We start from the raw sequence: 25,379 nt of genomic DNA on the forward strand, positions 1-25,379 counted from the left end.
TTTTTCTCTCTATGGTTGTATTTTCGCTTACTCTCTTCCTCTCGCGAAGGGGCCGGGTTTTCGCTAGAGAACTTTTGCCAGGAACTCGCGGGTGCGTGGATGTTCCGCTTCGTTGAAGATGCGGGCCGGCGGGCCGGCCTCGAGAATGTGGCCGCTTTCCATGAAGACCACCGTATCGGCCACCTCGCGGGCAAAGCCGATCTCATGGGTGACGATGACGAGCGTCGTGCCGGTGCGGGCGAGCTCCTTGATAACGTCGAGCACCTCGCCGACCAGTTCCGGATCGAGTGCCGACGTCGGCTCGTCGAAAAGCAGCACCTTGGGGCGGAGAGCGAGCGCGCGGGCGATCGCGACGCGCTGCTGCTGGCCGCCGGAAAGCTGGCGCGGATAGGCGTTGATCTTGTCGCTGAGGCCGACGCGGGCGAGCAGCTCCTGCGCCAATTGCACGGCATCCTCGCGGCTAATGCCCCGCACCTGGATCGGCGCCTCGATGAGATTTTCGAGCACGGTCAGATGCGGAAAGAGATTGAAGCTCTGAAACACCATGCCGATATCGGCGCGGCTCCTCAGAATATCCTTCTCCTTGAGTTCGTAGAGCGTGTCGCCCTTCTGGCTGTAGCCGATCAGATTGCCGTCGATGGAGATGAAGCCGCTATCGACGCGCTCCAGATGGTTGATGGCGCGCAAGAGTGTCGACTTGCCGGAGCCGGACGGGCCAAGGATAGCGGTCACACTGCCGGGCGAAAGGCTGAGTTCGATATTATCGAGCACCTTCAGTGCTCCAAAGCTTTTCGAAATGCCGTGAATGCGCACTGCCCCTCCGGCCGCCCGGAAGCTTGCCACGTCGATGACGCCGGGCCGCAGCGCGGCATCCGTCGAGACGTCCAAAGCTGGCAGCGGACGGCGGAACCGTTCGAAGAAGGCTTGGAAGGGAAGCGGAGTCGGGTTGCGCACCGCGCCTTTCGAGAAATAACGCTCGATATAGTGCTGCGCGATCGACAGCACCGTCATGATGACCAGATACCAGACGGTCGCGACCATCAGCAGCGGGATGACTTCGAGGTTGCGGCGATAGATGACCTGCACCGTATAGAAGAGTTCCGGCAGGGCGAGCACATAGACCACGGAAGTGCTCTTTGCCAATCCAATGATCTCGTTGAAGCCGGTCGGCAGGATGGAGCGCATGGCCTGCGGCAGGATGATACGGAAGGCCTGGCGGCGGCGCGACAAGCCCAGAGCCGAGGCCGCCTCAAGTTGTCCCTGATCGACGGAAAGGATGCCGCCGCGCACGATCTCCGCGAAGAAGGCCGACTGGTTGAGCGTCAAACCCAGGAAGGCGGCAGCAAAAGGCGTCAATAGCTGCACCGTCGGATAGTCGATGAAGACCGTATCGGTGAAGGGAATACCGATCTTGATCGTCTCGTAGAGATAACCGAGATTGTTCAGCACCAGCAGCAACACGATCATCGGGATCGATCTCAGCAGCCAGATATAGCCCCAGGAAAGGCCTGACAGTAGCGGCGACTTGGAAACGCGGGCAAGCGCCAGCGCCGTGCCGAGGATCGAGCCCGAAATCGCGGCAAGCACCGTCAGAAGCAACGTCCTGCCGAGACCGGCGAGAACGGGCTCGGCGAAGAACCATTGCGCGAAGACGCTCCAACCCCAGCGCGGATTGGTGAAGGTGGAATAGAGCACGGCGGCGATGACAAGGGCGGCGAAGATGGTTCCCGCCACACGGCCGGGATGGCGGGCCGGAACGATGCGATAGCGGGAATAATCCTGCTTTTGATCGGCGACCCTGTTGCCGGGAGCAATGCCCGCGAAATCTGTCGTCAGTGCCATGATGTTTCCCTTTTATGGACTATCGGTCCGTGACCGTTTTCACCTGTTGCCGCCGGCCACGCGCAGCTCCGGTTCGGCCAGATGGCTGACATCTTTTTCGAAGGGGAGGGTCCGGTGGATTTCCGGATCGACAGCCTGGTCGAACAGGGCGGTGTAGCCGTAGTTGAGATAGAGGCCGACCGCCTCCGGCTGGCGGAAACCCGTGGTCAGGTAGATGCGGGAATAGCCCTGGCGGGCTGCCTGCGCTTCCAGCTCGATCAGGACCTTGCGCGCCAGCCCTTGCCGGCGCAGATCATGGCGGGTCCAGATGCGCTTGAATTCGGCAGTGCGCTCGTCATAGCGCTTGAAGGCGCCGCCGCCGATGGTCTCGCCATCGCGGATCAAAAGCACGAAATTGCCATCGGGCGGCGCAAAGGCTTCCGGCGGATAGCGGTTGAGCTCCGCCGCCGCACCCTCGGCGCTGAAATAGGTGCCGTAGCGGCTGTCATATTCATGGATCAGCTCATCGATCAGCGGCTTTGCGCGTGGGTCGAGAGGGGTCGTGTAGAGAAAGCTGTCACTCATCTCATCAGCCGTCCTGTTGTCGTCATCATGAAAGGAAGGTCTCGACCAGCCGCACCCAGTAGCGGGCGGCGGGCGCGATGATCGCGTCGTTGAAATCGTAGTGGGCGCTGTGGAGAGGGGCGCTGTCGCCGTTGCCCACGAAGAGATAGCTGCCCGGCTGCGCCTGCAGCATGAAGGCAAAATCCTCGCTTGCCGTGCGCGGCCGGAAATTCTGCACGATCCGCCCCTCACCGAAGGTCTCCAGCGCCACTGCGCGGGCGAAGGCCGTCTCTTCGCGATGATTGATCAGCGCCGGAAAGCCGAGGCGATAGTTCACATGCGCCTGCGCACCGAAACTTTCCGCCTGGGCGCGGGCAAGTGCGGGGATACGCTCTTGCAATTGCTGGCGCACCGCCTCGCTGAAAGCACGCATGGTCAGCTTCAGCTCTACGCTTTCCGGGATCACGTTCGAGGCCGAGCCACCATGAATCGAGCCGACGGTGACGACCGCCATATCCTGAGGGTCGACATTGCGCGCCACGACACTCTGCAAAGCCGTGATGAAGGCGGCAGATGCCAATACCGGATCGACCGCCTTTTGCGGTTCAGCCCCATGACCACCTTTGCCGACGATACGGATCACGGCCTGATCGACCGAGGCCATGGCCGCATCGGCGACGAAACCGAACTGACCCGATGGTACGCCCGGCCAATTGTGCAGGCCGAAAACGGCGTCCACTGGAAATCGTTCGAAAAGCCCGTCGGAAATCATCTTGCGGGCGCCGGCACCGATCTCTTCGGCCGGCTGGAAGATCAGCGTCAGCACACCGGAAAAATCTTTGGATTCAGCGAGGTAACGCGCCGCGGCGAGCAGGATCGACATGTGCCCGTCATGGCCACAGGCATGCATGACGCCGGGATTGTCGCTGGCATAGGGAAGATCAGTGGCCTCTTCGATCGGCAGGGCGTCCATATCGGCTCGAATGCCGATGCGCCTGCCGCCGTCGCCGCCCCGAAGGGTTGCGACGACGCCAGTGCCCCCAACACCGGTCGCCACCTCGTAGCCCCAGGAAGAAAGCAGGGAGGCGACGATCTTGCTGGTCCGCCGCTCCTGGAAGGCAAGCTCCGGATAGCGATGCAGATCATGACGGAGAGCAATGATCTCGTCGATAAAGGAGGCTATCCCCTTCTCGATATCATCAGTCGGTCGATGATGCTGGGTGATGACGTTCATGGCAGCGTCGACCATGCCTCAGGCACGGATCGCCCTTCCTTGTTCGACTTCGTCCTTGGCCTGCGCATAGCGGCTCTCGCGATAGGGCAGCCCCAGATGATCACGCAGCGTCGAGCCCTTCAGCACGGGGTCGAAATAGCCGCGCGCGGTCAGGATCGGCAGGACGTATCGGGCGAAGTCGTCGAAGCCTTCGGCGATCACCGGGAAGCCGAGAATGAAGCCATCGGCCGCCCCCTGGTCCACCCAGCGGATGATCTCGCCGGCGATATGGTCCGCCGTGCCGATGAAAGCGGTGCGAGGCGTTGCGGAATCGAGCGCGACTTCGCGCAGCGTCAGCCCCTTCTCGCGCGCCGTCTTCTTGATGCGGTCCGTGGTCGCGCGGAAATTGTTGCGCCCGATATCGCCGAGATCGGGGAAAGGCTCGTCCAGGGGATAGACGCTGAAATCATGATGATCGAAGAAGCGACCGAGATAGAGCAGCGCCTCTTCGATGGTAACGAGATTGCGGATTGCCTGATATTTCGCTTCCGCCTCTTCCTTCGTCGCGCCGACGATCGGGCCGATGCCGGGATAGATGCCGACCGCCGCAGCCGACCGCCCGTGTGCGATCACGCTGTCCTTGAGCTGGCGATAGAAGGCCTGCGCCTCCTCGATCGGCCCGCCATTGGTGAAGACGGCGTCGGCATGCCTACCGGCGAGCCGGATGCCCGAGTCCGAGGCGCCCGCCTGGAAGACGACCGGCTGGCCCTGCTTGGAACGGCCGATATTCAAAGGTCCTTCGACGCGGAAGAAGCGACCCTTATGGTTCAGCCGCCGCAGCTTGGTCTTGTCCGCAAAGACGCCGTTTTCGCGATTGCGGATGAAGGCGTCGTCATCCCAGGAATCCCACAGGCCCTTGATGACGTCCAGATATTCGTCGGCGATCTCGTAGCGCAGCTCGTGTTCGGGATGCTCGCGACTGTAGTTGCGACCGGAGCCTTCTAGCGGCGAGGTCACCGCATTCCACCCTGCCCTACCGCCGCTGATCAGATCAAGCGAGCCGAATTGCCGCGCGATGGTAAAGGGATCGCTATAGGAGGTCGAAACCGTGCCGACGAGGCCGATCTTCGAGGTGGAGGCGGCAAGCGCCGAGAGGATCGAGATTGGCTCGAAGCGGTTGAGGAAATGCGGGATCGACTGCTCGTTGATGTAGAGACCGTCGGCGACGAAAGCGAAGGCGATGCCGGCCTCTTCCGCTTTGCGTGCTGTATCGACAAAGAAGCCGAAATTGACGCTGGCATCGGCCGGACCGCTCGGATGTTTCCAGGCGTTCATGTGGCCGCCGGGACCCTGTAGCATGATGCCGAACGTGACGTGTTTCTGAGCCATGGGTGCAATCCTCTTCTGTATTATCAAGCGACGAGGGAGAGCCGCTCCTTGGCGAGCAGCTCGATGGAGGAAAGGCGCTCGGCAGCCGTCAGCGCCGGTGTGTCGAGAATGAATTCCTTGACGCCGTAGCGGCGATGCAGTTCGTCCAGCTCATTGCGGATCTGCGCTGCCGTGCCGTGCAGCACGCTCGGCACCTTCTCCTCGGTCCGGTAATCAGTGACGCCAGCCTGGCGGGCGAATTCGGCCGCTTGTTCCTCACTGCCGACATTGATCGTCTGACCATTGGGAAGGAAGATCTTGACGATGCGGAGATCGCCGACACGTGCGCGCGCCTGCTCCTCGCTCTCGGCGGCAAAGGCCGCCAGGGCCAAGATCGGGCTCTTGCCGCCGCTCGCCGCCTCATAGGCTTCGAAGGTCTTGCGAAGATTTTCGGGATCGCCATTCAGATGGCCGGCAAAGACCAGCTCCCAGCCCTTCTCGGCTGCCAGCTTGGCGCTGTCGACGGAGGCACCGAGCAAATAGCGTTCGGGAGCGACCGCAGGAAGCGGCGTGGCAACGGCGGTATCCGCCGAGGATTCGCCTGAGAGATAAGCGTTGATGTCGGCAAGTTGATCGGCAAAGCTCGGCTTGCGCTCTGGATCGACCGCTGCCTGCAGCGCCCGCGTCGATAGCGGAAAGCCGCCCGGCGCTTTTCCGACGCCGAGGTCGACCCGGCCAGGCCCTAGCGAGGAAAGCAGATTAAAGGTCTCCGCCACCTTGTAGGCGCTATAATGCTGCAGCATCACGCCGCCGGAGCCGATGCGGATCTTCGATGTCTTGGCGAGCAAATAGCCAATCAGCGCCTCCGGCGCGGAGCTCGCCAAGTTCGCCATATTATGGTGCTCGGCCACCCAGAAACGATGATAGCCAAGCTCCTCGGCTCGAACCGCCAGTCTGGCGGTCGACCGTAACGCATCCGTGGCATTTTTACCGGCGTCGATAGGGCTTTTGTCGAGAAGACTCAGAAGATAGGACATATGGATCATCCGATTATCGTGCCGGCGTTTTGGCGCGGCTCTATAATCTATAAAATACGTAGATTAAATGTATTATAAGAAACGACTTTCTCTTCGCGCGGCAAAGTGGGGAAATAAGTTGCAAAGCATGCGCACCTGTCCTGTGAGGCGCGACTTTACGCGGAAAGATACGTGCCATCTGACAGGGGGCTGCTACTGCCATCGCGTTCGGTTTCGCAATGGGTTGCTCTTAGGTGCCTTACAGTTCTATCTATGGACCCATGGATTTGGAGCGAAAGAGAAGCTTGGATAATGCCCGATAGCCGAGGTCAAATGAACGACAATGTCATCAAATTTCGAAGACCTAAGCCGCCCAAGACACCGCGCCCCGGTCTACGCAAGTTGCTTGTCATCCTCGTCGTGATTGCGATTTTCGTTGCCGCCTGGGGATATTTCCAACTTTTCGGCCAGCCGGTCTAATGAGAATACGGCCATCCTTATAAAGCAAAACGCCCGCTGTATGAGAGCGGGCGTTCAAACATCGCACTGTCACCGTGCGAGAATTCAATATTACCGTGCGAGTGCTTCGCGAGCGATGCGCTGGATGTCCGAGCGCTCGATACCGAGATCGTTGAGCCTGCGGTTCGACATGCGACCGAGTTCCGATACGGTCCGGCGATACTTGCGCCAGTTGTTGAAGGAATGCGCTACGTTCATGTTCATCCCCTTTCTGCGGGTTTGGAAAAGCGGCTGCCATCCGGGCGCCGCCGTGTTTTCGATGATTGAAATATAAGACTCGCCCTCGCCGGTTAACAGAGCCGTTCGGTCAATGCACCATTGCAATGAGCGCATATCTTTAAGACGACCGCATATTTTTTAGACGATAAAGATGGGGAATCGCGCTTGGCGCGATGGCCGGATCGCGATTATTGATCGAAACGCTTCGCAAATTTGAAACTGCGGGCCAAATTTTGCCTGCACACTTACGACATTTGAATAGTCGATATGCGATTGCGGCATACCTGCCACGACATAGCACCGGTGAACCATACAAGCCTGGCCTATCGATCTCCCGGACATGATCGGTTAACATCATCGCAGAGCAAAAGGATACCCATCCATGAGCCTTCGTCCGCCACAATCTCTGAGGCAGTTCAATTCGAGTGGCGGCTTCAATGTTCTCGAATACGAACTCATGTCCGAACGCGCTGCTTCTCTTGGTCGCAACGGCCTGAAGGTAGAGTCCGCGCTTGCGGAGTTGCGGGCATGGGACGCAACCAGCCACAGCGACGCGGACCGCGAGAACCTTATCAACAAGGCTTCCGACGCCGTGTGGGCCTTCTTCATCCAGCGCGAAATCTGCGGCCTGCGAAACGGTCGCGACATCATACAACGTTACGCGATCCCCAACGAGGTGCTCGCAAAGGTCGGCGTTATCCGCCGATAAAACCGGGCATAATCTTCGACATCAGCGCCATAGGCGCAGCCTCTCGTGCAGGCAGCATTGCTTCAAACTTCCGCCTGCGCAGGTCGGATCATCGGACGCGACTGTAGCCAATGTTGACGCCGGCATCGTCGAAGAGATGGATTGCCGACATGTCGGGCGAAACCCGCAATGTCTCTCCCGGCTTGGCGCGAATGCGTTCGCGGAAGACGCAGGTGATGGTCTGTTCGCCCAGTTTGGCAATGATCAGCGTTTCCGATCCAGTCGGCTCCAGCACGACGATGCTGATGTCGATGCCCTGGGGATCGAGATGGATGTTTTCCGGGCGGATGCCGTAGGTGACGGCATTTTCGGGTTTTTTGAGCGTCGGCAGCAGGATTCCGTCGGCCGTCCGAAAACCCTCCTGCGTCATCGTGCCCTTGATAAAGTTCATCGCCGGGGAGCCGATGAAGCCGGCGACAAAGAGATTGCTCGGCTGATCGTAGAGATCGAGCGGTGAGCCCATCTGCTCGATCTTGCCGTCCTTCATGACGACGATCTTGTCGGCCATGGTCATCGCCTCGATCTGATCGTGCGTCACGTAGATCGTCGTCGTCTTCAGGCGTTGATGCAGTTCCTTGATTTCCGAACGCATCTGGACGCGCAGCTTCGCGTCGAGGTTCGACAATGGCTCGTCGAAGAGGAACACCGCCGGATCGCGCACGATGGCGCGACCCATGGCGACACGCTGGCGCTGGCCGCCGGAGAGCTGTTTCGGATAGCGTTCAAGCAGGCTTTCCAGGCCAAGGATGCGCGCTGCGCGATCGACCCTCGTCTTGATGTCCGGCCGCGGCATGCGCTTCAGCCGCAGGGAAAAGCCCATGTTCTGCGCTACCGTCATGTGCGGATAGAGCGCGTAATTCTGGAAGACCATCGCGATGTCGCGATCCTTTGGCGGTAAGTCGTTGACGACATGCGTCCCGATCTGGATCGCTCCCGACGTGATGCCTTCGAGGCCGGCAATCATTCGAAGCAGCGTGGACTTGCCGCAACCGGATGGGCCGACCAGAACGACGAATTCGCCGTTCTCAATCTCCATCGACACGCCCTTGATGGCTTTGAAGGCGCCGTAATCCTTGCGCGCATTGTTGACCGATACATTCGCCATTGCTTCCTCCCCTTCCCTGGGCGCAGCTTCAGATCGATTTCAGCGCATTGCGCAGGAAGCTCAAGCCAAGCCGCTCGCCTTCCTTGCGAGCGGAAAGATCCTTTCCCGGCCAACCATAAGCAGCATCCTCATGCTCGATCGAGAGCGTGCCGTCGAAGCCATAGGACATAGCCTGGCGCAGGAACTTGTCCCAATCGAGCATGCCCTTGCCGGGCAGCTTATATTGCCACCAGCCCTTGCCATGATAGCCGACGGCCTGCTGCCGCTCGGGGTCGATGGCGGTATCTTTTGCGTGCAGGATGGCAATCCGATCCCTGACGCCGGCAAGGGCTGCGAAAGGATCAACACCGATGCGTAACAGATGCGATGGATCGAATTCCAGGCCGAAGCGCGGGCTCCTGATCCTTTCGAAAAGCTGCTGCCATCCGTAGGGCGTGGTGCCGACGAAATTATCCTTCGGGCCGGGCCAATTCTCGATCGCAAATGTCAGACCGCTCGCCTCCGTCGCCTCAATCAGCGCGTTCGCATGGTCTGCGAAATTGTCGTAGTTCTCCTCCTCGCTCGCATCGTCGTTGCGGCCAGGAAAAATGACGAAGATCGGCACTTTCGCCTCGCCGACCGCATGGGCGAATTCCAGAGTGCTGCGGCGCAATTCGGCCCGGTGGCCTATGTCGGCGTCTAGCTGATTGCCAGTCAAGGTGATCGAGGCGACGAACAGGCCGCGATCCCTGGCGACGGTTACGACGTCGGCGACACGATCAGGCGTCTTGATATGACCGCGGACGTCGATCTCGATCGCGTCGAATCCTGCCTCCTTCGCGAAATCGGCAACCTCCTCAAAAGGGCGATCGTTGAATGTCGATGTGTAAAAGCCGATCTTCACTGAATTCCTCCTCATACAAATCGAATGACATCAGGATCTCTTCATGTGGCGTGCAGGCGGTCCATGATCTGCAGGGGCGAGCGCGTGCGCTGTTGCGGATTGGCCGAACCGAGCATCAAGGCCGCCGCGGTCGGCATCGCCGCGCCGCCGAGGGCAGCGGCATCCTCCGTCAGCGAGGCGCGATGAATGGACGGCAGGTTCGGGTCCGAAGACTGCAGGTGTTCGTTCACATAGCGCAGAAGCTCGTCGGTCATGCGCACCGGCAGGCGGCCGCCGACGATGACCGCATCGGGATCGACGATCAGGCCGATATGGATCACCGCTTCGGCAAGGTGAACGCTCATCTGCTTCAGCCAAGACGAAACCAGCTTGCGTCCGCGTGCATCGAGCGCCAACAAATCCTGCGGCCTGCTCACCTCTATGCCGTGCTTGGCAAGGTGGTCATAAAGGAAGAACAGCGAGAAGATCTCGCCGAGAGGCTGCACTTTCGCCCCCTTCGGATCATTCGGATCGGCGATCGGCAGCCAGCCGATTTCGCCGCTCAATCCCATGGCGCCGCGATGGCCGATCCCGTCGAGCACAAGCCCGCCACCGGGGCAGGCGTTGATGGCGATATAGAAGAAACTGCGGCTTTCGGCGCCAAGTCCGTAGTCCAGCTCCGCCATTGCCGCGGCATTGGCTTCGTTGTCGATGAAGATCGGGTGATCGGTGATGGCTTCGATCGCTTTGCGGACATCGAAAGTCGTCCATTGCGCATAATCGTCCGGTCGGCCCAGCACAGGAATTTCGCCGAGCCAATCGGGAACAGCAAGGCCGATGCCGGCGATGCGGGCGTCATCGACGAGCTTGCTGCGCTGGAAATGCGAGATGGCATCCGCCGTCAGCTCGACAAACTCGGCCGGAAGAATGAAGCGTTTTTCGTGATGCACTCTCCCCCTGACGTTTCCGACCGCATCGACCGCCAATATCGTCAAATGATCGCGGTCGATATTCACGCCGATCGAGAAACAGGCGTCGGGATTGATCTCGAGCTCGATTGCCGGCTGCCCGCGCAGCCCATGGCGGCGGCGTGCCTCTATCACCAGACCTTCATCCAGCAGCCGGTCGACAATGCGCGCGATCGCCGGCTTCGTGAATCCGGTCTGCCGGGCAATCTCAGCCCGGGAGATCGGCGCCTGCCGATGAATGCAGCGCAGGATGACGGCGCGGTTGTGTTCGCCGGCATCCTCGACATTGGCGCCGGTCAGGTCAAAGAAATTATGGGCATCGTCGAATTGTCGCATCGTCAAAGCAGCCTCGCGCTATCTCTCGCCTGCCTCGTACACGCAATTCTCCTTGCCCGTAACATCATCCTTTCACGGCTCCGCTGGTCATCGCGCCGAGGATCAGCCGCTGCAGGGAGAGGAAAGCGACGATGGCGGGAACCACCGAGATCAGGCAGGCGGCCGCCAGCAATTGCACGGAGGAGTCCGTCTGCATGCCTTTGAAGTTGAAGATGCCGACGCCGATCGGCATCAAGTTGTTCTGGGTCAGCAGGAGGAACGGCACCAGGAATTGCGACCAACCGGCAATCACCGTGATGATGAACACCGAAGCGATGCCCGGCCCTGAGAGCGGAAGGATGATGCGCCAGAACACCGAAAAGCGATTGCAGCCGTCGATCATCGCGGCCTCGTCAAGGCTCCTCGGAATGCCATCCACGGCGCTCTTCAGCAGCCACGTCGCCAGCGGCACGCCGAGCGCGATATAGACCATGACCACGGCGAAATGAGTATCGAGCAGCCCAAGCTTGTTCATGTACCGGTAGAGCGGCACCATGATCACCAGCGGTGAAATCATCTGGAACAGCAGAAGCCCCATCATCGAGAGGCCCTTGCCGCGAAAATGAAAGCGCGAAAACGCGTAGGCCGCCGGCAAAGCGACGATCAGGACGCCGAGGCCGCTCAGCGACGCGAGCTTCAGGCCATTCCAAAGATAGATCGGGAAGTAGCTGTTGGTGAGCACCGAGACGAAATTGTCGATGGTCGGGTTCTTCGGGATATAGCGGGCAACGCCGAGATAGATCTCCCGCCGACCGCGCAGGGCAAGCGATAGCAGATAGGATAACGGCCCCGCGAAAAACACGAACATGATCAGCATGAAGATATAGCTGACGACATCGCCCCAGCGGCTGCCTGTTCTCATACTCATGTTTCTTCCTCCTTCGGCAGGAACGAGGCGTAAACGAAGGCGAGCCCGAGGCTGATGAACAGCATCAGCACCGACAGCACACTGCCGCCTGAAAGATCGTAATTGCGGAAGACGATGTTGAAGACGTAGAGCGATATGACCTCGGTCGCCCGGCCAGGCCCGCCACCCGTCAACGTGATGATCGCGTCGAAGGTATTAAGCGTCATGATGGTGATCAGGATCATGTTGACGAGGATCGCGGCACGCAGTTGCGGCAGGGTTATGAAGATCAATTGCTGTGTTGAGGTTGCGCCATCTACTTCTGCCGCCTCGTACAGCGACGGATCGACTGCCTTCAGCGCCGCATACATCACCACCATCGAGAAGGCCGTGCCGCGCCAGACATTGGAGAGCAGCGCCGACCAGGGCGCGATCGCCGGATCGGAGAGCCAGGCCACCGGCGGAATGTGCATCATGCGCAGGATACTGTTGAGGGCGCCATAGGGCGCTTCGCTGAACAGCATCTGCCAGATGATGCCGCCGGCAATACCGGGCACGACCCAGGCGACAAGCGCGGTCGTGCGCAGGATGGTCGTGCCGAACAGCCCGCGTTTTTCGCCGCGAATGACGACAACCGCAACCGCCAGGCCGAGGATCTGCTGACCGACCACGCTGCCGCCGACGAAGATCAACGTCGCCCACAGAATGTCCGGCAGTTGCGGCGAGTTGATTGCGTTCTTGATTGAATCTAGCGTGTAGCTCGAATTCTCGCCGATCAGCGTCGCGTTGGTCAGCGACAGCCGGAAAACGTCGAGCACCGGGTAAAGGTAGAATACGCCGATGACCAGGATGACAGGCATGATCCATGGAAGCGGCGCGCCGGCAAAATCACGCGGAAAGAACCCGCGTTTTCGGCCTGTTGGGGCCTCCATTGCAATTGGGCTCATCTGCTCTCTCTGTCCAAATGTTTCAAATGGACGTTGGCGGCGCTGCCGATGTTGGAGCGCCGCCCCCGATCATCTTTCGGCTGGAGCATCCGGCTTTGTGGTGGTTCACCCGCAGGCTGACTAGGTGCTCCGGAATCAAAAGAGTATGCGATCGTTGCGCACTCAATTGAACATGCGGTGCGCTAGAGGCGCTTGTAAGCCTCCATCGTCGCATTGAACGCAGCGTTCAAGGCATCCTCCGGCGATTTTGTGCCGGACAGGACGTCGCCCATCATGATCTGAATCTGATTGGAGATTTCAGGATAGATCGGTGCGCCCGGTCGGGCCTGGCCGTTGGCGAGCGCAGCCGCGAACGTCTTGTTCGCATTAGTTGCAAAGACCGGATATTTGTCGAACAGAGATTTGCGCGTCGGCAATTGCTGCTGCAAAGCGTTGCCCGGCCCCATATAGACCTCGCGCGCCAGATTGGCGCACATCTCGACCTTTTCCTTGTCCTTGCTGAAGGAGGCGATCGTCCAGCCTCCGGTGCCGGTCGAGCGCTTGTCCGCCGTCGGACCCGGGATCGGCGAGAAGGTCCATTTGTTGAACTCGTCTTCATCGAGCGTCGCCTTCAACTGGGCATATTGCCAGTTGCCACCAATGAACAGGGCAGTGGTGCCGGCTGCAGCGGCGGCGTTCAGGTCGTCATAATTGCCGATCGTCGTAACACGCTTCGGCGCCGCGCCGGTATCGACGAGGTCCTTATAATAGGTCAGCGCTTTCAGGAACTTTTCCTTGTTGTCGCCTTCGCCGAAGACCGGCTTGCCGCTGTCGTCCACCAGCTTGCCGCCAAGCGCCCAGTAGTTCGCCAGCCAGTCGAAAGTAGAACCTTCATAGCGGGAGGCATTGAAGAGAACGCCTTCCATGCCCTGATCCTTGGAGGCAAGGGCGGCTTTCTTCAGATCGTCCCAGGTCTGCGGCGCGTCGGGAACGATCGACTTGTTGCGATAGAGAACGCGCAAGTCCGTATCCCACCACCAGGCACGGATGGTTCCGTCCTTGTCGGTGATGCCATTGCGAATGAAAGGGAAGAGATCGGCAATTTCGTCCTTGCTGAAATAGGGTGAGAAGTCGGCAAGCACATGGTTGATCATGAATTGCGATAGCACGAAGGAGTCGACCGCCGCACAATCCGGCGCATTGCCGGCCTTTGCCTGTTCGAGCATTTTCGCCTGTTCGGTGCCGATATCGGCAGACATGAACTGCATCTGCAGCTTCCAGTCCGGATGTTTCTTGATGAAGTCCACGAACAATTGCTTGTAGCCATCGGCAATCTTCGGATCGGCATTGTTCGGACTGTCATTCGTCAGGCGGACAACCAAAGACTTCGGAGCATTCTCCAACCCGATCCTGTCTTTTGTCGCCAACTCCTGGGCATAGCCGGACTGCACTGCAAATAGCATCGTGCTCAGCGCCAGGGCGCTGACAATTGACTTCATCATGATGGGTCTCCTCCCCCATTTTGGCGAATACAGCAGGTTTGATCTGTTGACCTATCCTCATTTCCGTGCTGCATTGATTAGATTAAGTTACTTTGTTTTGATGTCAAGCCGGAACTAGGAGGAGCGGAAAATGGCGATCTTTGCGAAGACATAGCGCCCGGCGACATTGTTCAAGCGTCACGTCATCAACTTCTGAACGGCGAAGTAGAAATTGTTTTGCCGCAATCCACTGTGGGTTCGAGCTTGAATGCTCGGCCACAGAGAGATGATCTTATGGGAGGGTAATATGCGCTTACTTATTCTCGGCACCGGCGGAATGGCCGATAAACATGCTTCGAGTTTCAAGGCGATCGAGGGCGTGAGCGTTGTCGGCGGCGTCGACATCATGCCCGAGCGGCTGGCGGCCTTCTGCAGCCTGCATGGCATACCCAATCATTTCGGCTCTCTCGAGGAAGCGCTTGCCTGGGGCGACTTTGATGCAGTCGCCAATGTCACTCCGGACCGCGTCCATCATCCCACCACCATGCAGGCGATTGCGGCCGGCAAGCATGTCTTCTGCGAAAAGCCGCTCGCGACCGATGCCATCAAGGCAATGGAGATGGCGGAAGCGATGGAGAAATCAGGCAAGGTCGGCATGGTGAATTTCACCTATCGCAACTCGCCTGCCCTGCAGAAAGGCCGCCAGATGGTGCTTGCCGGCGAGATCGGCGCCGTGCGCCATGTCGAGGCGTCGCATCTGCAGAGTTGGCTGGTCGGCAAGGCCTGGGGCGATTGGAAGACGGAAAGCAAGTGGCTGTGGCGCCTGAGCAAGAAACACGGCTCCAACGGCGCGCTGGGCGACATCGGCATCCACATCGTCGATTTCACCTCTTACGGCTCTGGGCTCGACGTCGCGCATGTCTTCGGCCGGCTGAAGACCTTCACCAAGGCGCCGGGCGACAAGATCGACGAATATGATCTCGATGCCAATGACAGCTTCACCATGAATGTCGACTTCACGTCAGGCGCAATCGGGACGATTCAGGCAACCCGCACGGCGGCGGGCCAGCTCGATCAGTTGAGATTGCGTGTCTATGGCGAGACAGGCTCGATCGAAATGATCTATGACACGGGCAAATCGACCCTCCGCGCCTGCCTCGGCGACGACGTCCATACCGCCACATGGCGCGATATCCCGTTCGACCCGGTGGAAACTAATTATCAGCGCTTTGTCCAGGCCGTGAGGGCTGGCAAGACGCAGGAGCCCTCCTTCCGCCGCGCCGCCAATATCCAAAAGGTGCTCGATAAGGCGCTCGCCTCCGATCTCAGCCATAGGGACGAACAGGTCGCATAACCAGCGACGTGCCCAGTCAAAAACCGGCCGGGCACCCCGTTTATCCCGCCGATGGCGATGGCAACAGAGCGTCGAAGAAGGGCAGCAGCGCAGCGCCGATGGCAATCCCGCCGCCGTCAAAGCTTGCCGGCCTGATGGGCGAGATCCATGGCGTAATGAATGGGCGAATGGTCGTATTGCGGCGCTCGATCGACATCTGATGGATCAGTGCCTCGATAATGCCGCGCGGCAGATCACCGCCGATAAGAATTGCGCCCGGGGCGAGGAACCCTGCCGTCGCGACAATGGCGTCGAGCAGATGACCGGCAGCATTTTTCACCCAATCCAAAACGGAAGTCGACATCGGCAATTCCTTTCCGGCCAGAAGCGCCGCGAACTCCTCCGCCGACAGGCAGGCCTGTAGTGCATGCAGACCAACGATGCTGTCGAGCCGCACATGGTCCGGACCTGTCCGCATCGCACCGATGCTGCCCGCCCGGCCATGCACGCCGGCAAAGGGCACGCCGCGCACGAGAAGCGCCGCCTCCACCGTATGGTCGATGATGATCATCACCAGGCCGCCCTCGGGCATCGGTGCGCCGATGGTGCGCTCGGCAAGCACCGCCGCCACGCAATCGCGCTCGACCAGGACGCGGAGCGGCCGCGAATCAAGCGCTATCTGCTCAAGGCTGACCTCCTCCGCCGATGGGGCGGCAATGCCCATGCCAAGCACGCGAGGCGCCGCCGTTTTGCCGGCAAGAAGATCGCGTGCCGCCTTTTCAAGGCTGGCCGGCAGCTCGATCGTCTGGTCGAGCTGCGTCCGCTCTCGGATCTGGCCGCTGAGGTCGATCAGCACGGCTTCCGGGCAGGCCCCGCCCAGCCGGACGCCGATCGAGAAGGCGCCATCCGGATTGAGTGCAAATTCCGTGGACGAAGCCCCCTTAGCCGCATCCCTGCGCCGCCTGGATGTGATGAGGCCGTCATCGCTCAGCCGGCGCAATATATTGGTGATGCCCGGCCCGCTCAGTCCGGTCCGCTGTCCCAGCTCGAGCCTCGTCAACGGACCGTAGCGGCGAATGGCTTCGAGGATGACGCGGAAATTCCGGTCGGCGATCTCAGTCGAGCGAAGGCCCACCTTCTTAGATGCCGCCGGCACGTTAGGTCCGACGCGCGCGCGCCCTTGCACATCTGACCGGGAGTGCCGCATGAACCCTCTTCTTCGTCACACTTCGACGCATGATATCACCGATGCCTTTTATCATCGGAACATCTCTTGTCGAGGCGGCAGCAAAAGGCTCACCGAAGGCTGATAACCTTAGCGGCTAAGCCGGGCGCAATAGCGCCCAGCTTTGATAGCAAAGGAATTGTTCAGCTCGCGATTGCGAGCTTGTCCTGCGTCTTGGTTTCAAAATCGCTGGCGTCATGGCGCTCATGCAGTTGGCTTGAGGGCTCACCGGATACCCGGTTGACCATCCGCCCGCGTTTGACTGCCGGCCGTTCGAAGATTGCATCGGCCCAACGCTGGACATTCTTGTAGTCCTCGACCTGAAGGAACTCGGCCGCACCGTATTGCCAGCCCTTGACCAGACCGCCATACCAGGGCCAAACGGCCATGTCGGCGATCGTGTATTCCTTACCGCTGAGATATTCGCTTTCGGCAAGGCGGCGATCCAGCACGTCGAGCTGGCGCTTCACCTCCATGGCAAAGCGGTCGATCGCATATTCGATCTTCGTCGGCGCGTAGGCGTAGAAGTGGCCGAAGCCGCCGCCGAGATAGGGTGCGCTTCCCATCTGCCAGAACAGCCATGAAAAACATTCGGCGCGCACGGCGGGGTCGGTCGGCAGGAAGGCGCCGAATTTTTCGGCGAGATAGGTCAGGATGGAACCGGACTCGAAGACGCGAATCGGCGTCGGGCCGCTGCGATCCACCAGGGCCGGAATTTTTGAATTGGGATTGACCCCCACGAAGCCGCTTCCGAATTGATCACCCTCGCCGATCTTGATCAGCCAGGCGTCATATTCCGCGCCGCTGTGGCCGAGCGCCAGCAGCTCTTCCAGCATGATCGTGACTTTCACACCGTTCGGCGTTGCGAGCGAATAAAGCTGAAGAGGATGGCGGCCGACCGGCAGATCCTTGTCGTGGGTCGGTCCAGCGATCGGACGGTTGATATTCGCGAACTGGCCTCCATTCGCCTTGTTCCAAGTCCAGATTTTCGGCGGCGTGTAGTCGGAAGAACCGGTCATGCTCAAACTCCTGATATTTGACAGGGACGTACAATCGATATGGCGTCGATAGGCTGTAGCACCTAGCAGAGGTAACGATGTTTTGTCAGGGGCGAGAATGCCACTTCACGCAACAGTGAGACAATTATCTAACTGAGCGTTGAGATTTTTGGTGGCTGGATTGTCAAGGATGACAATGGGCGCCTGCGCCCTTGAGGACAGCAGACACCATTAAAGCGCATGATCTAGCGCAGTTGCGCGCTGCGGAAGTACTTACGTGCAGAACAGAAAAAGGCCCGGAGGGAAACCGGGCCTTCTCCCTTTTCTGATCGGAGGTCAAATTCAGATCAGATTAGAAGCTACGCTCGAAGCGGAGGATACCAGCCCACTGATCTTCGTTGATCGAATCCCAGTTGGTGTAGGTGACTTCCGGCTCGATGAGCAGGTTCTTAACCGGGTTGAACTTCAGGTTCGTCGTAGCGGAGAAGATCTTCGAGTCGGTATAAGCGACCTGGAAGTTCCACTTCAGCTTTTCGTTGATCGGAACGCTTGCGCCGCCCCAAACTGCCCAGTCGCCCCAGCCGATACCGGAAGCGTCGCCGCCACCGTTCGCGCCAGCGTACTTGTTCAGCTTGTCGCCGTCGGTGTTCCAGCCGCCCATGACGAAGGCAGAGAAGACGCCGAAGTCGGCATCGACACGAGCCTTGATAGCGCCTTCTTCGACGATGGAGTCATAACCACCGACGACCTTGAAGGACCATGCGCCAGCCTTGTAGCCAGCACCGGCAACGACGTCCGGAGCGTAGTGATCCGAGCTGTCTTCGCCGTTGGAGCCGGTTGCGCCAACGCCGGAATTGGTGTCTTCCACCGAGATCACAGCCGTGAAGCCGTTGCCGGCGTCGTAGTTGTAGGTGATCTGGTTGAGTTCGTACGGACCGTCATAGACCACGTCGTCGTTGATGACGTCGCCGGCGTAACCGGTGAATACGTTGAACTGCGAGTCTTCCTTACCGATGGTGAAACCACCGAGGCTGATGCTGCCGTGGAGGAAGTTGGTGCTCGTGGAGCCGCCTTCCTGCCAATCCCAACGCAGTTCCGTGTTGGTCTTCAGCGGACCGTATTCGGTGTCGGTAGCCGTCTGAAGCTGCAGCTCGGCGCGGGTGTGCCAGAGCGTGCCACGAACGTTGTTCGGGTTGTAAGCGTCGTACCATTCACCTTCGGTACGAACCTTGCCGCCGATCTTGAGGCAGGTTTCGGTGCCCGGAATGAAGAAGTAGCCAGCGCCGTATGCGTCGCAGATGCGAACGTATTCGAGCGGCTCCGGTTCAGCAGCGACGACAGCGTCAGCCGCGTGAGCGCCGGAAACTGCTGCAAGCGCAGCAGCGGAGCCGAGAAGAAGGCTCTTGATGTTCATTTTGTCTCCAATCTGTGTGCCTGATCGGAACGACCCGGAGATTATCCGTTACGTTCATTCATCCGGCTGTTCCCTTTGAATCGAAAGTTCGTGAACTTCCGGGCGCACGATAGCCAGAGAAGCTCCGTAGCCAACACAATATTTTGATAAATCCGTGGGAATACGCTGACATAAACCTGTCATAGATGCAGAAATGCACCAGTAAATTAAGAATAACTGAATATATAATGCCAAATATGCCGGTAGAAATATTCAGAAACATACGCACTGTACGTATAATTATAGATATTGTACTTACAATACTTATCAATAGCGCCCATATTGTAAGGCGATATTATCATTTTTCCGTCAAGTTATTGCACAAAATGATTTCTCTGGGCTGCAAAAGCGTCGCCGATACTGCCTCCATGGGTTGTCAGGAATGAATGCTGCCACGACCGGCGCAGGCGCCAAGCGCTGAACTTTTCGGAAAACAAGCGGTAACCAATAAGGGGCGTCACAGCCCTCAGGCATAAGCGCAAGCTTACAAATAGCAGGAGGCACCAACTTTCGCCTGCCCTAGCCGCCGGGACATGGCGGACTAAGCGCCGAGAATCTGGTCGATGAGGGAATTGGGTAAAAGCGTCCGGCATCTATGCGCGAGCCGGCAGAGGAAGGACCTCCGGCAGAGGCCCTTCCGGTAGGATTAATCGAGAATTTTGACAACCTTGCGCGTCTTCGGCTGGATGATGACACGCTGATGGTTGACGACGGCATAGGCGTAAGTCGGGTTATCCGGAACCGGCGTTACGACAACGGTCTCGGGGAGCGGCTGACCGACGACGACTCTTTCTTGTACGACGGCTTCAGCCGGAGGCATCGGCTGCTCTTGCACATAGGTGACAACCTTCTGTGGCGGCGGATCGATGGCGGTACCGACAATAGCGCCCGCAACACCACCGACTGCGGCACCCACCGGGCCACCGACAACTGCTCCGGTAACCGCGCCACCCGCGGCCCCAGTGACCGTCGAGGACTGCGCAAAGGCTGAACCAGCGAGAAGGCCGAAGGCGGCCGCTGCTGAAACGATGAGTTTCGTATTCATAGCATTCTCCTTTCCTTTTCGGCTCATGTGAGCTGGTAGGGGAATGACTACTGCATCCGAAAGTTCCTTTGCGGAATTACCTGCAATTATCACAAGTTGCGCCACGGCGATAGAATTCGTGAGAAGTCCGTCGGTGACGGCATCTGCGACTCTATTTGTTGTCATCATCCCCGGTCGCCAACGGGACGACCAGACCGAGCTTGACGTCTCGCAGAACAACATTGGTATGCATGCGTCGGATCTGCGGGTTTTCCGCCATGATCAGCGCAGCGATGTCGTCATAGTGTTCGACATCCCGAGCCGTGATGATGGCAATGAGATCAACTGCGCCCGTGACATAATAGACCTGTTGGATGTGATCCTGCTTCTCCGCCCAAAGGCGGAACTTCGCAAGCGCATCGTAATTATCCCGCTCGATTTCCATCCCGGTGATGAATACCATGGGGGTGCCGGTCGCCTTGCGGTCAACCACGGCGACTTCCGCTTTGATGATCCCCTCCTCGCGCAGGCGTTTCAGGCGCCGTTGCACGGCCGAGGTCGAAAGCCCCACCCTTTCGGCGATGGTTTCTGCCGTTAGCTGGCAATTGCGCTGGATGATATCGAGAATATCGCGATCAAAGCGATCCAGTTTTTCCATCCTACCCCCAGACCGTGGTCGTGAATTGCCCGGCAATACCGGCATTCTGTCACATTTGATGCATATGAAACAAATTTCTGCATATATTATGCAAATCAATCAGAATTTGCGCGCAAAAACGGCACATATACGCGATATTCTCCGCAAATTATTTTTACTCGGAACCGCGTATGACAGAACCGCCTCTCCAAGCTCTTCATGTGGATGATCTTCACAAGAGCTTTGGTCCCCATGAAGTCCTCAAAGGCGTTTCGACGAAAGCCAAAAAAGGCGATGTGATTTCGATCATCGGTTCGTCAGGCTCCGGAAAAAGCACCTTTCTGCGCTGCATCAATTTGCTGGAAATACCGGATCGCGGGCGTATCGTCGTGAACGGCGAGGAAATCGCCTTAAAGCGCAACCGCGGCGGCCAGATGCAGCCGACGAACTGGCGGCAAGTCGAACGGCTGCGCACCGGTCTCGGCATGGTCTTCCAAAGCTTCAATCTCTGGGCACACCGAACCGTACTCGAAAACATTATCGAAGCGCCGGTTCATGTCATGGGCGTTGCCCGCCGGGAGGCCGTCGAAAAGGCGGAAGCCTTGCTCGAAAAAGTCGGACTTTACGAAAAGCGACATGCTTACCCCGCCTTCCTTTCCGGCGGCCAGCAGCAGCGAGCCGCCATTGCCCGGGCGCTTTGTGTCGATCCCGCTGTCATGCTGTTCGACGAGCCGACGTCGGCACTCGATCCCGAGCTGGTCGGCGAGGTGCTGAAGGTCATCCGCGACCTCGCGGAAGAGGGCCGAACCATGCTGCTCGTTACCCATGAGATGCGCTTTGCCCGTGACGTCTCCAGTCATGTTCTCTTTCTGCATCAAGGACGGGTCGAAGAAGAGGGTCCGCCGCGGCAGATCTTCGATGCCCCCTTGAGTGCCCGCTGCCGGGAATTCACCGGCGCACTCAGCCACTGATCCCTCCCCGCTTTCACAAACAACAACATCAGGAGAATCCAAAGAATGAAACTGCCCCTGCTTCTTGCCGGCGCCATGCTTGCCGTTTCTGCCTTTACGGCTCAGGCCGACGTTCGTTTCGGCATTATGAACGAATCCTATCCGCCCTTCTTCGCCAAGGATGCCTCCGGCCAGTGGCAGGGCTGGGAAATCGACCTGATGAATGCCGTCTGCGATCAGATGAAGGAGAAATGCTCGATCGTCGAACTCTCCTGGGATGGCCTCATTCCAGCTCTGCAGAGCAAGAAGTTCGACGTGATCTGGTCATCGATGTCGAACACCGTGGAACGCTCGAAAATCATCGACTTCACCGACAAATATTACAACACGCCAAGCACGCTGATCGGCCCGAAAGACCAGAAGCCTGGCGCCGCCGCCGATGATGTCAAGGGCAAGACCATCGGCATTCAGGTTTCGACCATTCAGTCCGACTACTTCAATAAGTACTTTGCCAAAGTCGCGGATCAAAAAACCTATCAGACCCTAGACGAGGCATTCCAGGATCTCGCCGCCGGCCGCATCGACTATGTTTTCGGCGATTCGCTGGCTCTTGACGCCTTCCTGAAGAGTGATGCGGGCAAGGATTGCTGCGCCAAGATGGGCGATGTTGCCGACGACAAGGAAATTCTCGGAGCGGGCGTTTCCGGTGGCCTTCGCAAGGAAGATACCGAGCTGAAAGCCAAGCTCAATGCCGCGATCGCCGCGATCCGCACCAGTGGCAAGTATGACGAAATCACCAAGAAGTATTTCGACTTCGACATCTACGGCGCAAAGTAAGCGATCTCGACGATGGCGGCCGCTCCACAAGGTATCTTCGACCTGCTCTCTCCCTATCCGCCCGGGTGGGGTGGTGTGCTGCTCGTGGGTGCGGCCTCCACGATCGCCATCTCCGCCGGCGCGTTTATAATCGGCCTCCTGCTCGGGGTCGGAGGCGCGCTTGGCAAGCTTTCCGGCAACAGGCCGCTCGGCCTGTTGCTCAATCTTTATACGACAGCGGTCCGCGCCATTCCGGAATTGATTCTGATCGTCGGGCTCTATTATGCCGGAATGGATGGCCTGAACCGGCTCTTGGCTGCGCTCAATCTGCCTGCGATCGAAGTGAACGGCTTCGTCGTCGCCGTCGTCGTACTCGGCATCGTGCAGGGCGCCTACATGACGGAAGTGCTGCGCGGCGCGATCCTCGCAATCCCCGCCGGTCAGATCGACGCAGCGAAGGCCTTCGGCATGGGGCCGATGCTGCGTTTCCGCCGCGTCATCCTGCCGGCACTCTTGCCGAATGCCCTCCCAGGCCTTGCCAATCTGTGGATGTCGATCACCAAGGACAGCGCACTGGTCGCCGTCGTCGGCTATCAGGAACTGGCGCTCGCCACGCGCCTCGCCGGCGCGAGCACCAAGCATTATTTCATCTTCTTCCTGGCCTCCGCCTTTCTCTATCTCGCCCTCACGCTCGCCTCCAATGTCGTCTTCAACCTGATCGAGCGCCATGTGCGGCGCGGTCAGCCGAAGCCTGCCTGAGGAGCGAACGGCATGACCTTCTCATGGATCGCCTCCTATTGGCCGCTTCTCTTGACGGGCGCTGCGCAGACGGTGGCGCTGCTGGTGATCTCGGTCGTCTTCGGCTTCATTATCGCTATCGGCCTTGCCTTTGCGCAGGTAAGCGGCGGTCCCCTGACGCAACTTCTCGCCCGAGGCTATTGCACCTTCTTCCGCGGCACGCCTCTGCTCATCCAGCTATGGCTTCTCTATTACGGCGTCGGTTCGCTACTGCCGATGATCCCCGGTATCCGTCAGAGCCTGTTCTGGCCGATCCTACGCGAGGGCTTCTTCTTTGCCGCCCTGAGCTTTACGCTGAACTATGCCGCCTACGAGGCGGAGGTGTTGCGAGGTGCACTGCTCGCAGTGCCGAAGGGGGAGTTGGAAGCAGGCCGTGCATTTGGGATGCGACCCTTCACGCTGACCCGGCGCATCTGGCTGCCGCGCGCCATTCGCATCGCCTTGCCGACGATCGGCGGCGAAATCGTCATGCAGCTCAAGGCGACACCCCTCGCCTTCACCGTCACGGTGATGGATCTCTACGCTGTCGCCAGCAAGGTGCGTCAGGACACGCTGCTGGTCTACGAGCCGCTGATCGTCGTTACCGTCTTCTATCTCATTCTCACCGCCATTATCGCACGAGCCTTCCGCCACTTGGAGGCGCAGGTACCGGTGCGGCGCTAGCACGCAGGACGGGTCATGCCTTTGCGCAGACCCGATGCATTTACGGAGACCCTACCCATGAGCAAACTTCATATTCTCGACGGCGGCATGAGCCGCGAACTCCTGCGCCTCGGGGCTGAACTGAAGCAGCCGGAATGGTCGGCACTGGCGCTGATCAATTCCCCGGATATCGTTCGAAAGGTCCATGAGGAATTCATCGCTGCCGGCTCTGATGTCGTCACCACCAACAGCTATGCCTTGGTACCCTTTCACATCGGCGAGGAACGGTTTCAGAAGGACGGTGCGTCGCTGATCAGGCTCGCGGGCCAATTGGCGCGCGAAGCCGCCGATGCCGTCAGCGACCGGAAAATTCTGGTCGCCGGTTCACTGCCGCCGATCTTTGGCTCCTATGAGCCGCAGAACTTCGATCCTTCGCGGGTGCAGGACTATCTCAAGGTGCTGGTTGAAAAACTAGCGCCCTATGTGGACGTATGGCTTGGCGAGACCCTCAGCCTGATCGCCGAGGGAGAAGCCGTACGCACCGCGGTTGCCCCAACGGGGAAGCCATTCTGGATCTCGTTCACGCTGGCCGATGACGAGGCACAGGTCAAAGGCGGCGAACCGAAGCTGCGCTCCGGCGAACGGGTGGAAGATGCGGCGATCTGGGCGGTCTCGTCCGGCGCGAAGGCTCTCTTGTTCAACTGCAGCAAGCCGGAAGTGATGCAGGCGGCGGTCGAAACAGCGGCTCGCGTGTTCAAAGATAAAGGCTCTGCGCTCGAGATCGGCGTCTATGCCAATGCTTTTGAAGGCGAACAAGGTGATTCGGCCGCCAATGAGGGCCTTCACGATACCCGCGAGGATATGACCAGCGACACCTATTCGCGCTTCGCCTGCTCATGGGCAGAAGCTGGTGCGACCATGATCGGCGGCTGCTGCGGCATCGGAGCAGAGCATATCCACCGGCTGACAAGGGCGCTCCTGCGCTGAAACTCGCTGCGCAATGACCAGAATCAGCTCGTCATGCTCTATGATCCGACCGCAAGCGGCGACAAATTCACGCGTTGATGGAACAATTCACGCCTGCGGATGTTGAACTGTTAGTTGGCAGGCGCGCGCACTGACCAACTGTCTCCAAGCCGAGCCCGTCGTTGGTAGCGCCCCTGCCAGCGGCGGGTTTTCTCCGGGCACCACAGACATTACCCGGAGCTGGAACCTGCGGTGGCCGGACAAAAGCCGTCATTCAAACATCCTAACCGGACGACGTGGATCAGCGTCCTTGAGATATCGGGAACAGTTGCTGTTAAAACCGGTCGGCGCGCTTAGGTTTAGCTGGATATTCAGCCTTGAGTAGTATAAAATTAGCAAGCGGACAAGTTTCCCCGACGCTTGGGCGCGCTCAGTGAGCCGTTATGCGGTCTCCCGGCTCTACCTTGCCCCACAAGGTAGAGCCGCTTCTCTATTCCACGAGCAG

Annotated in this window: 25 protein-coding genes; 8 read left to right on the forward strand and 17 right to left on the reverse strand. The window is 59.1% G+C overall.

Annotation, left to right across the window (positions count from 1 at the left end; genetic code table 11):
- Positions 1 to 63: 63 nt before the first annotated feature.
- Genes N2601_RS34165 through N2601_RS26275 form a run of 5 tightly spaced genes read right to left on the reverse strand, consistent with a single transcriptional unit; the run spans position 64 to position 6,003 of the window.
- A complete protein-coding gene (locus N2601_RS34165) occupies positions 64 to 1,842 on the reverse strand; it encodes an amino acid ABC transporter permease/ATP-binding protein (RefSeq protein WP_283051874.1) in 1,779 nt (592 codons plus the stop codon).
- Between the two features lie 39 nt (positions 1,843 to 1,881).
- A complete protein-coding gene (locus tag N2601_RS26260) occupies positions 1,882 to 2,406 on the reverse strand; it encodes a GNAT family N-acetyltransferase (protein ID WP_104827317.1) in 525 nt (174 codons plus the stop codon).
- 25 nt (positions 2,407 to 2,431) lie between these two features.
- Entirely contained in the window at positions 2,432 to 3,619 is a 1,188-nt protein-coding gene (locus N2601_RS26265) for a M20 aminoacylase family protein (RefSeq protein WP_260304277.1), read from the reverse strand.
- Positions 3,620 to 3,637: 18 nt separating this feature from the next.
- A complete protein-coding gene (locus tag N2601_RS26270) occupies positions 3,638 to 4,987 on the reverse strand; it encodes an LLM class flavin-dependent oxidoreductase (RefSeq protein ID WP_260304278.1) in 1,350 nt (449 codons plus the stop codon).
- 23 nt (positions 4,988 to 5,010) lie between these two features.
- Positions 5,011 to 6,003: an MsnO8 family LLM class oxidoreductase gene (locus N2601_RS26275; RefSeq protein WP_260304279.1), complete on the reverse strand. Its 993-nt coding sequence runs from the start codon at positions 6,001 to 6,003 to the stop codon at positions 5,011 to 5,013.
- 312 nt (positions 6,004 to 6,315) lie between these two features.
- Here N2601_RS26275 and N2601_RS26280 point away from each other — a divergent pair, with 312 nt between their 5' ends.
- Complete coding sequence (locus N2601_RS26280; RefSeq protein WP_260304280.1) at positions 6,316 to 6,462, forward strand: hypothetical protein; 147 nt, start codon at positions 6,316 to 6,318, stop codon at positions 6,460 to 6,462.
- 90 nt (positions 6,463 to 6,552) lie between these two features.
- Here the strand turns inward: N2601_RS26280 and N2601_RS26285 are convergent, their stop codons facing one another.
- Positions 6,553 to 6,699, reverse strand: a complete 147-nt coding sequence (locus N2601_RS26285) for a DUF1127 domain-containing protein (RefSeq protein WP_260304281.1) — start codon at positions 6,697 to 6,699, stop codon at positions 6,553 to 6,555.
- Positions 6,700 to 7,102: 403 nt separating this feature from the next.
- On the opposite strand from N2601_RS26285, the gene N2601_RS26290 reads away from it, so the two are divergent.
- Positions 7,103 to 7,429, forward strand: a complete 327-nt coding sequence (locus N2601_RS26290; RefSeq protein WP_260304282.1) for a DUF6665 family protein — start codon at positions 7,103 to 7,105, stop codon at positions 7,427 to 7,429.
- Positions 7,430 to 7,517: 88 nt separating this feature from the next.
- On the opposite strand, the gene N2601_RS26295 is transcribed toward N2601_RS26290, so the two are convergent.
- The 6 genes from N2601_RS26295 to N2601_RS26320 all read right to left on the reverse strand — a co-directional run bounded on the left by N2601_RS26295 (position 7,518) and on the right by N2601_RS26320 (position 14,053).
- A complete protein-coding gene (locus N2601_RS26295) occupies positions 7,518 to 8,573 on the reverse strand; it encodes an ABC transporter ATP-binding protein (protein WP_260304283.1) in 1,056 nt (351 codons plus the stop codon).
- 28 nt (positions 8,574 to 8,601) lie between these two features.
- Positions 8,602 to 9,456, reverse strand: a complete 855-nt coding sequence (locus tag N2601_RS26300) for a sugar phosphate isomerase/epimerase family protein (RefSeq protein WP_260304284.1) — start codon at positions 9,454 to 9,456, stop codon at positions 8,602 to 8,604.
- A 41-nt stretch (positions 9,457 to 9,497) separates the two neighbouring features.
- Positions 9,498 to 10,739: an ROK family transcriptional regulator gene (locus tag N2601_RS26305; RefSeq protein WP_260305254.1), complete on the reverse strand. Its 1,242-nt coding sequence runs from the start codon at positions 10,737 to 10,739 to the stop codon at positions 9,498 to 9,500.
- A 64-nt stretch (positions 10,740 to 10,803) separates the two neighbouring features.
- Positions 10,804 to 11,646 (reverse strand): carbohydrate ABC transporter permease, encoded by an 843-nt coding sequence (locus N2601_RS26310; RefSeq protein ID WP_260304285.1) that lies wholly within the window; start codon positions 11,644 to 11,646, stop codon positions 10,804 to 10,806.
- Positions 11,643 to 12,572: a carbohydrate ABC transporter permease gene (locus N2601_RS26315; RefSeq protein WP_260304286.1), complete on the reverse strand. Its 930-nt coding sequence runs from the start codon at positions 12,570 to 12,572 to the stop codon at positions 11,643 to 11,645. The genes N2601_RS26310 and N2601_RS26315 overlap by 4 nt, the downstream gene beginning before the upstream one ends.
- A 182-nt stretch (positions 12,573 to 12,754) precedes the next feature.
- A complete protein-coding gene (locus N2601_RS26320) occupies positions 12,755 to 14,053 on the reverse strand; it encodes an extracellular solute-binding protein (RefSeq protein WP_260304287.1) in 1,299 nt (432 codons plus the stop codon).
- A 286-nt stretch (positions 14,054 to 14,339) separates the two neighbouring features.
- Here N2601_RS26320 and N2601_RS26325 point away from each other — a divergent pair, with 286 nt between their 5' ends.
- Positions 14,340 to 15,386 (forward strand): Gfo/Idh/MocA family protein, encoded by a 1,047-nt coding sequence (locus tag N2601_RS26325; protein ID WP_260304288.1) that lies wholly within the window; start codon positions 14,340 to 14,342, stop codon positions 15,384 to 15,386.
- Positions 15,387 to 15,426: 40 nt separating this feature from the next.
- On the opposite strand, the gene N2601_RS26330 is transcribed toward N2601_RS26325, so the two are convergent.
- The 5 genes from N2601_RS26330 to N2601_RS26350 all read right to left on the reverse strand — a co-directional run bounded on the left by N2601_RS26330 (position 15,427) and on the right by N2601_RS26350 (position 20,723).
- The gene (locus N2601_RS26330; RefSeq protein ID WP_445945016.1) at positions 15,427 to 16,572 is read right to left on the reverse strand and encodes a winged helix-turn-helix transcriptional regulator; all 1,146 of its coding nucleotides are present in this window, start codon (positions 16,570 to 16,572) and stop codon (positions 15,427 to 15,429) included.
- Between the two features lie 161 nt (positions 16,573 to 16,733).
- On the reverse strand, positions 16,734 to 17,609 hold the full coding sequence (gene yghU / locus N2601_RS26335) for a glutathione-dependent disulfide-bond oxidoreductase (protein ID WP_260304290.1): 876 nt from the start codon (positions 17,607 to 17,609) through the stop codon (positions 16,734 to 16,736).
- A gap of 331 nt (positions 17,610 to 17,940) precedes the next feature.
- Positions 17,941 to 19,002, reverse strand: a complete 1,062-nt coding sequence (locus N2601_RS26340) for a porin (protein WP_260304292.1) — start codon at positions 19,000 to 19,002, stop codon at positions 17,941 to 17,943.
- A gap of 685 nt (positions 19,003 to 19,687) precedes the next feature.
- Positions 19,688 to 20,086, reverse strand: a complete 399-nt coding sequence (locus N2601_RS26345; RefSeq protein ID WP_260304293.1) for a DUF1236 domain-containing protein — start codon at positions 20,084 to 20,086, stop codon at positions 19,688 to 19,690.
- 151 nt (positions 20,087 to 20,237) lie between these two features.
- The gene (locus N2601_RS26350) at positions 20,238 to 20,723 is read right to left on the reverse strand and encodes an Lrp/AsnC family transcriptional regulator (RefSeq protein ID WP_260304294.1); all 486 of its coding nucleotides are present in this window, start codon (positions 20,721 to 20,723) and stop codon (positions 20,238 to 20,240) included.
- 170 nt (positions 20,724 to 20,893) lie between these two features.
- Between N2601_RS26350 and N2601_RS26355 the strand changes: the two genes are divergently transcribed.
- The 5 genes from N2601_RS26355 to N2601_RS26375 are packed head-to-tail and all read left to right on the forward strand — an operon-like array spanning position 20,894 to position 24,895.
- Complete coding sequence (locus N2601_RS26355) at positions 20,894 to 21,673, forward strand: ABC transporter ATP-binding protein (RefSeq protein WP_260304295.1); 780 nt, start codon at positions 20,894 to 20,896, stop codon at positions 21,671 to 21,673.
- 45 nt (positions 21,674 to 21,718) lie between these two features.
- Positions 21,719 to 22,489, forward strand: a complete 771-nt coding sequence (locus tag N2601_RS26360) for a transporter substrate-binding domain-containing protein (RefSeq protein WP_260304296.1) — start codon at positions 21,719 to 21,721, stop codon at positions 22,487 to 22,489.
- Positions 22,490 to 22,501: 12 nt separating this feature from the next.
- Complete coding sequence (locus tag N2601_RS26365; RefSeq protein WP_260304297.1) at positions 22,502 to 23,227, forward strand: ABC transporter permease; 726 nt, start codon at positions 22,502 to 22,504, stop codon at positions 23,225 to 23,227.
- Between the two features lie 12 nt (positions 23,228 to 23,239).
- Positions 23,240 to 23,929 (forward strand): ABC transporter permease, encoded by a 690-nt coding sequence (locus N2601_RS26370; RefSeq protein WP_260304298.1) that lies wholly within the window; start codon positions 23,240 to 23,242, stop codon positions 23,927 to 23,929.
- Positions 23,930 to 23,986: 57 nt separating this feature from the next.
- Positions 23,987 to 24,895, forward strand: a complete 909-nt coding sequence (locus tag N2601_RS26375; RefSeq protein WP_260304299.1) for a homocysteine S-methyltransferase family protein — start codon at positions 23,987 to 23,989, stop codon at positions 24,893 to 24,895.
- Positions 24,896 to 25,379 lie beyond the last annotated feature (484 nt).

Origin of the sequence: Rhizobium sp. CB3060 (assembly GCF_025200735.1) — a bacterium.
Classification (GTDB): Bacteria; Pseudomonadota; Alphaproteobacteria; order Rhizobiales; family Rhizobiaceae; genus Rhizobium.